We start from the raw sequence: 5,024 nt of genomic DNA, 5'->3' as shown, positions 1-5,024 counted from the left end.
AATTCTACCTTCACATCAAAATCTCACACTGGCCTCTAACGGTCGCGGTTGGTGTGCTTTACGTTATGCTAAATATGGCACAGAAAAAACACCTCATTCATTGTTCGACAGCCAATATTGATATTCTCGCAGAGCACCTTACAAAATATGCAGGAACTACTGACATACTGTTTTGCCGAGCTGATCCAGATTTCCCATCAGCAGACTACGGATGTGCTATTCAGCCCATGGGAAATAATATGTTCTCCTACCAATTCGGAGGACACGGAATTGGCACAAATCACAGACCTGACGGTAACCTTGATGAGATTTTATCACGAGTTCTTAGAGACCACAGTATGCATGGTTATGGCTCAGAGTTCACAATCATGTACTATCCCATTTCAGCCTAAACAAACTGCCTTTGCATAACAAGACGCTGCACCCAACCGCTGACCGCGGTTGAGCTCCGCTCACCATATCCAACCCTCAATCCGTAAACAATAAACCTCAGTACATTCCCGTCAGCGGTGCGGTGTGCTTTACGTTATGCTATAAAAATGAGACGCAAATTGGACAGAAGAGTGTGGTGGTTTATCGCGATACTTTTTGTTTATTTTGCTTTTCTGACCTTTATCCCTGGAATTTCGTATGACGCTCGCAGTATCTCTGGCTCAGGAATAATCAAGAAGTCCAGAGGTTTGTATAATTCCTTTCGAGTATACTTTCCTCAGCGAGTAATCATGTACGAGTGGAACCCACTAGCTACTCATGATCCATGTTGGGGACCCGAAGGGCTAAGTTCTCGTAAGGGAGGCTTCTATTTTAGGTTTAGGACATTTGAGTTATCATCTTTCAGGAGGAGGCCATAATCTCTGCTGTATCAATTTTGCATAACAAGACGCTGCACCCAACCACTCACCGTGGTTGAGTTCCGCTAGCGTTTGTGGTAGTTCTAACTCGAAACAAAAATCAAAGCGTATTGGCCGAGTTCGTGGTTGGTGTGCTTTACGTTATACTAAAAAATACACACGTGAAAAAGTCGCTCCTCATATGTGCCGTAATTATCCTCGTATCTTTGACTACGATCTCTGTTTGGCTCAAGTATCGACCCCTACCCGATAAATCAAACTATGTAGTAAGCCGTCAGGAGACTTCGAAAGTGATTGAAATATTAAACAGTATGCCATCTGATGAATACTCTATATCGTATGGTGGAACTACAGGTACCGCATACAAAAACAGCTACGGTCTAGACAGCAGAGTTACATACATGGGTATACTTGGAATTCACATGATCGATGACATTAATGGCAAGGCTTTACGTTTTTCATCAAGCGATCACTTCGATACCCACATCCTCACTCAATCAATCTATGAGGATCCTATTCTATTGAAAGCATTTCAAGACATGTTGGAACGCCTTAAAGATGACCCAGACAATCTAACGAGGTGGAAATTTGGGCTCGATAAAGACTACTTCGACATCACGCCATACATGTCCACAAACACCACCTAAACTGACTTTGTATAACAAGACGCTGCACCCAACCGCTGACCGCGGTTGAGCTTCGCTCACCATTTCCAATCTTCAATCCGTAAACAATAAATCGAAGTTCATTGCCCGTCAGCGGTGCGGTGTGCTTTACGTTAGTCTAAATATCACATGTCAATCCTAGCTATAGAAGTGAATCAACAATTCACACTCCATTCTGACCTGACAGTGAGCAACATTGAACACTTCGACGACTTTTCACTAAATGACGCGTCTAAAGGTTACTGCTGGTATAGCTTCGTTACACACACTTCTGACTCAACAGAGTTAGCTGTTGCGGTTTGTTTCCACGAAGACAAACTTCATTCGGCAAGACTATCCTTAGCAGATAAGAACACATATGGATCTTCATGGTCAGACTGGTCAGAAGCCAAAGAAAAACAATGTGCTTTAGATACTGCTAAGTGGCTAACTTCAATTGGATTCAGTCCTGGAACATACAGTTGGGGTTCTATTTGGGCTGGCTATGATCCGAAATCAGCCTCGGGATACGCACTCATAAACTGCCTTTGACTAACAAGACGCTGCACCCAACCACTCACCGTGGTTGAGTTCCGCGTCTATCTCTGGTAATTCTCACTTTAAACCCATAGCACTGTTCCTCGGCAAAGTTCGTGGTTGGTGTGCTTTACGTTAGACTAAATAAAACATGATCGACAATTTATTCATTTCAGGAGCAGCTCAAGGTATGATCAGAGCAAACGAAGCACGTACAGCAGGTCAAGAAGCATCACGCGCTGCTGCTCAAGTACGCACTGAGAATGAAGCTATAAAATTTGACGTTGAGAAGTTGTTTATGATCACTGAAGCGCTTTGGGAAATCCTAAAGCATCAACATGGCTACACTGATGAACAACTAACTCAGATGATACAGGACATCGATTTACGTGACGGCAAGCTAGACGGCAAAGTAGCCAAAACATCACAGCCTACAGCATGTTCAGGATGTGGACGCACCCTTATTCAGCGCCAAGCTAAGTGTCTCTATTGCGGAGTTGCTGTTACGAAGCAGCCTTTTGAGCGATAAGAACAACTAGGGTGTAAAAATCGACTTCGTCTAACAAGACGCTGCACCCAACCACTCACCGTGGTTGAGCTCAGCGTCTTTCTCTGGTAATTCTCACTTTAAAACCATAGCGCAGTTCCTCGGCAATGTTCGTGGTTGGTGTGCTTTACGTTATGCTAAATATATGAGCTATTCGCTAGATCTCACATTAGAAGAACTGCCTACTGACAAGAAGGCTGCATATGAACAAATTGAGCAGTTGAGAGAAGAGCTATATGCTGAAGAACTCTCAGATGAAGATCTCAGACTTAACTTCAAACCTCTATATGATGCATTGCTTTCTAAATACCCCTGTATCTGTAGCCCTGCTGGTGAAAATAGTCCTTGGTCTGATGGCCCACTCATTAACAACTTTGGATCTAAACACGCTATAATCGCAGTAACATATTCCAGCGTCGATGAGGCTGTTCCGTTCATTCTTCAAACTTGTAAGAAGCTCGGATACACAGTTTACGATGGCCAGGAAGATGTATTTCACTTTCCTGTAGGCACTCAACCTCAGGTTAAAGCACCTTGGTGGAAGTTCTGGTAATCAGACTATATTCTCACATCTAACGTCCACGATGCCTCTAAAATTGCCTTTGCATAACAAGACGCTGCACCCAACCACTCACCGCGGTTGAGTTCCGCTCACTTTTCTGGTAATTCTCACTTTAAACCCACAGCGCAGTCTTCACGCAGAGTTCGTGGTTGGTGTGCTTTACGTTAGCCTAAAAAGTAATGAGCAAAACATCTCTATGGAGGTTACTAATCCTATTGGCGATACTCTCTGTTGTCATCACTCTAAACATCGTGAAATATAGTTCTACACCAGACACGAAAACAGGCCTTTCGACTACAGGAGGCGATGTCTTTGATGTACTCATAGAGACTCCCTTATATCGACAACATGATGATTTATGGGCGACAACAAGTCTCGGAGGAACTGGTGACACCATCTCCTCGCATGGCTGCACTGTTTGTTCCACAGCTATGTCACTTAGTGCCCACGGCTATAAAATAACACCTTTGGAACTAAATAATGAGCTAATTTCCCACCAAGGTTTCACTGAAAACGCCCTCTTAATATGGAGTGCCATTTCATCAGTAACAGATGGAAAGTTTTCCGTCATAGTAGAAGATAGCCCTTCACATGAAGATATAGATCAGCAGCTAAAGCTAGGTAATCCGGTAATAGCTAAAGTTCTCTACAAGAACGTAATATTTCATTGGGTGCTCATTACCGGCAAAAACTCCGAAGGTTACATCATCCAAGATCCGCTATCTAAAAGAGGTTCGAATATTGATATGAGCGATTATGAGAGTGGCATATTCACCATAAGGTTCCTCAAAGTGAATTAGATCTTTATCCACATACTCGTCCTTCACGACCCACCAAAACTGGCCTTGGCTAACAAGACGCTGCACCCAACCGCTTACCGCGGTTGAGTTCCGCTCCATTTTTGGTAATTCTATCTTCAACCCAAAATCTCACACTGGCCCACAACGGTCGCGGCTGGTGTGCTTTACGTTAGGCTAAATATGAATCCTACTCGAACCCACATATTCAAATCCATCGCTATTGCTATACTTCTGGCAGTTCTATGGCTCTGCTGCATCTTTGTTTTAGAGTTGATCGAAAGTAGTCAAAATAAGGACATTCATTATTGGTTAGCTGTCAGTACAAACATCCCGTTTTTACTTTATCCATTATATTTGTCCTACGTTTTTTGGAAATCAGATGTACTCAAGATTAAGCGCAGCATGATCCTTTTTTCATCTATTGTCTTATTCGTAGTCTTATCTATTTCGTCTCTCCAAATTCAGGAGTCCTATATGCAGAATTCATCATATGCAAGTTTAGCCCTCTCCTTGTTGGCTCTAATCCTCCCATTGCTGCTCCCTATCACCTTCTATCGATGGGCCATAAATCGCCTTGCCTAACAAGGCGCTGCACCCAACCACTCACCGTGGTTGAGTTCCGCGTCTCTCTCTGGTAATTCTCACTTTAAACCCACAGCACACTTCCTCGGCAGAGTTCGTGGTTGGTGTGCTTTACGTTCGCTTAAATATGCGCATCCACAGCCAACGAAAACTAAAAGCAATCAATCCTACGTGTGACTATTACCCTAACGGTTCCACAATCGAGGAGTGGCAGTCTTTACGCAAAGAAATAGAAGATTTCACATCAGAACTTAATAAGAGGTTTTCCAATGGCTTTAAACTTTCAAGCCCTGGATGTATTCAAGATGCAACATACGGTGCTGAAATTTACTTACCTACTAATTTAATCATAGGATCAGATGCTATCACGCCATGTATAAGAGTTAGTAATCACGGTAAATTATACATCGTTACAGTTTCACGCAGAATTACAGAAGTGAGCTTCCCCACGGATTTCGGTCAGGGAGTGTCTAAATTATTGGTAGGTTAGTTAGGCGACTT

Annotated in this window: 6 protein-coding genes; all 6 read left to right on the top strand. The window is 43.1% G+C overall.

What is annotated here, in order from left to right:
• On the top strand, positions 1 to 392 hold a 392-nt coding region (locus ACFSW8_RS00045; protein WP_377177136.1), incomplete at its 5' end, for a hypothetical protein.
• A 770-nt stretch (positions 393 to 1,162) separates the two neighbouring features.
• Positions 1,163 to 1,498, top strand: coding sequence for a hypothetical protein (locus ACFSW8_RS00040; RefSeq protein ID WP_377177134.1), 336 nt, complete (start codon positions 1,163 to 1,165; stop codon positions 1,496 to 1,498).
• Positions 1,499 to 2,183: 685 nt separating this feature from the next.
• Positions 2,184 to 2,561: a C1 domain-containing protein gene (locus tag ACFSW8_RS00035; RefSeq protein WP_377177132.1), complete on the top strand. Its 378-nt coding sequence runs from the start codon at positions 2,184 to 2,186 to the stop codon at positions 2,559 to 2,561.
• 64 nt (positions 2,562 to 2,625) lie between these two features.
• Positions 2,626 to 3,132 (top strand): hypothetical protein, encoded by a 507-nt coding sequence (locus tag ACFSW8_RS00030; RefSeq protein WP_377090605.1) that lies wholly within the window; start codon positions 2,626 to 2,628, stop codon positions 3,130 to 3,132.
• 260 nt (positions 3,133 to 3,392) lie between these two features.
• Positions 3,393 to 3,941, top strand: a complete 549-nt coding sequence (locus tag ACFSW8_RS00025; RefSeq protein ID WP_377177130.1) for a C39 family peptidase — start codon at positions 3,393 to 3,395, stop codon at positions 3,939 to 3,941.
• 709 nt (positions 3,942 to 4,650) lie between these two features.
• A complete protein-coding gene (locus ACFSW8_RS00020; RefSeq protein WP_377177128.1) occupies positions 4,651 to 5,013 on the top strand; it encodes a hypothetical protein in 363 nt (120 codons plus the stop codon).
• Positions 5,014 to 5,024: the final 11 nt, after the last annotated feature.

It is taken from the genome of Rubritalea tangerina (assembly GCF_042683245.1).
Classification (GTDB): Bacteria; Verrucomicrobiota; Verrucomicrobiia; order Verrucomicrobiales; family Akkermansiaceae; genus Rubritalea; species Rubritalea tangerina.
This window is presented reverse-complemented; position numbering and strand designations above follow the sequence as displayed.

Bases quoted from the DNA above. Each gene is read 5' to 3' on its own strand.
- ACFSW8_RS00020 (WP_377177128.1), top strand. From the start codon at position 4,651: ATGCGCATCCACAGCCAACGAAAACTAAAAGCAATCAATCCTACGTGT.
- ACFSW8_RS00035 (WP_377177132.1), top strand. From the start codon at position 2,184: ATGATCGACAATTTATTCATTTCAGGAGCAGCTCAAGGTATGATCAGA.
- ACFSW8_RS00040 (WP_377177134.1), top strand. From the start codon at position 1,163: ATGCCATCTGATGAATACTCTATATCGTATGGTGGAACTACAGGTACC.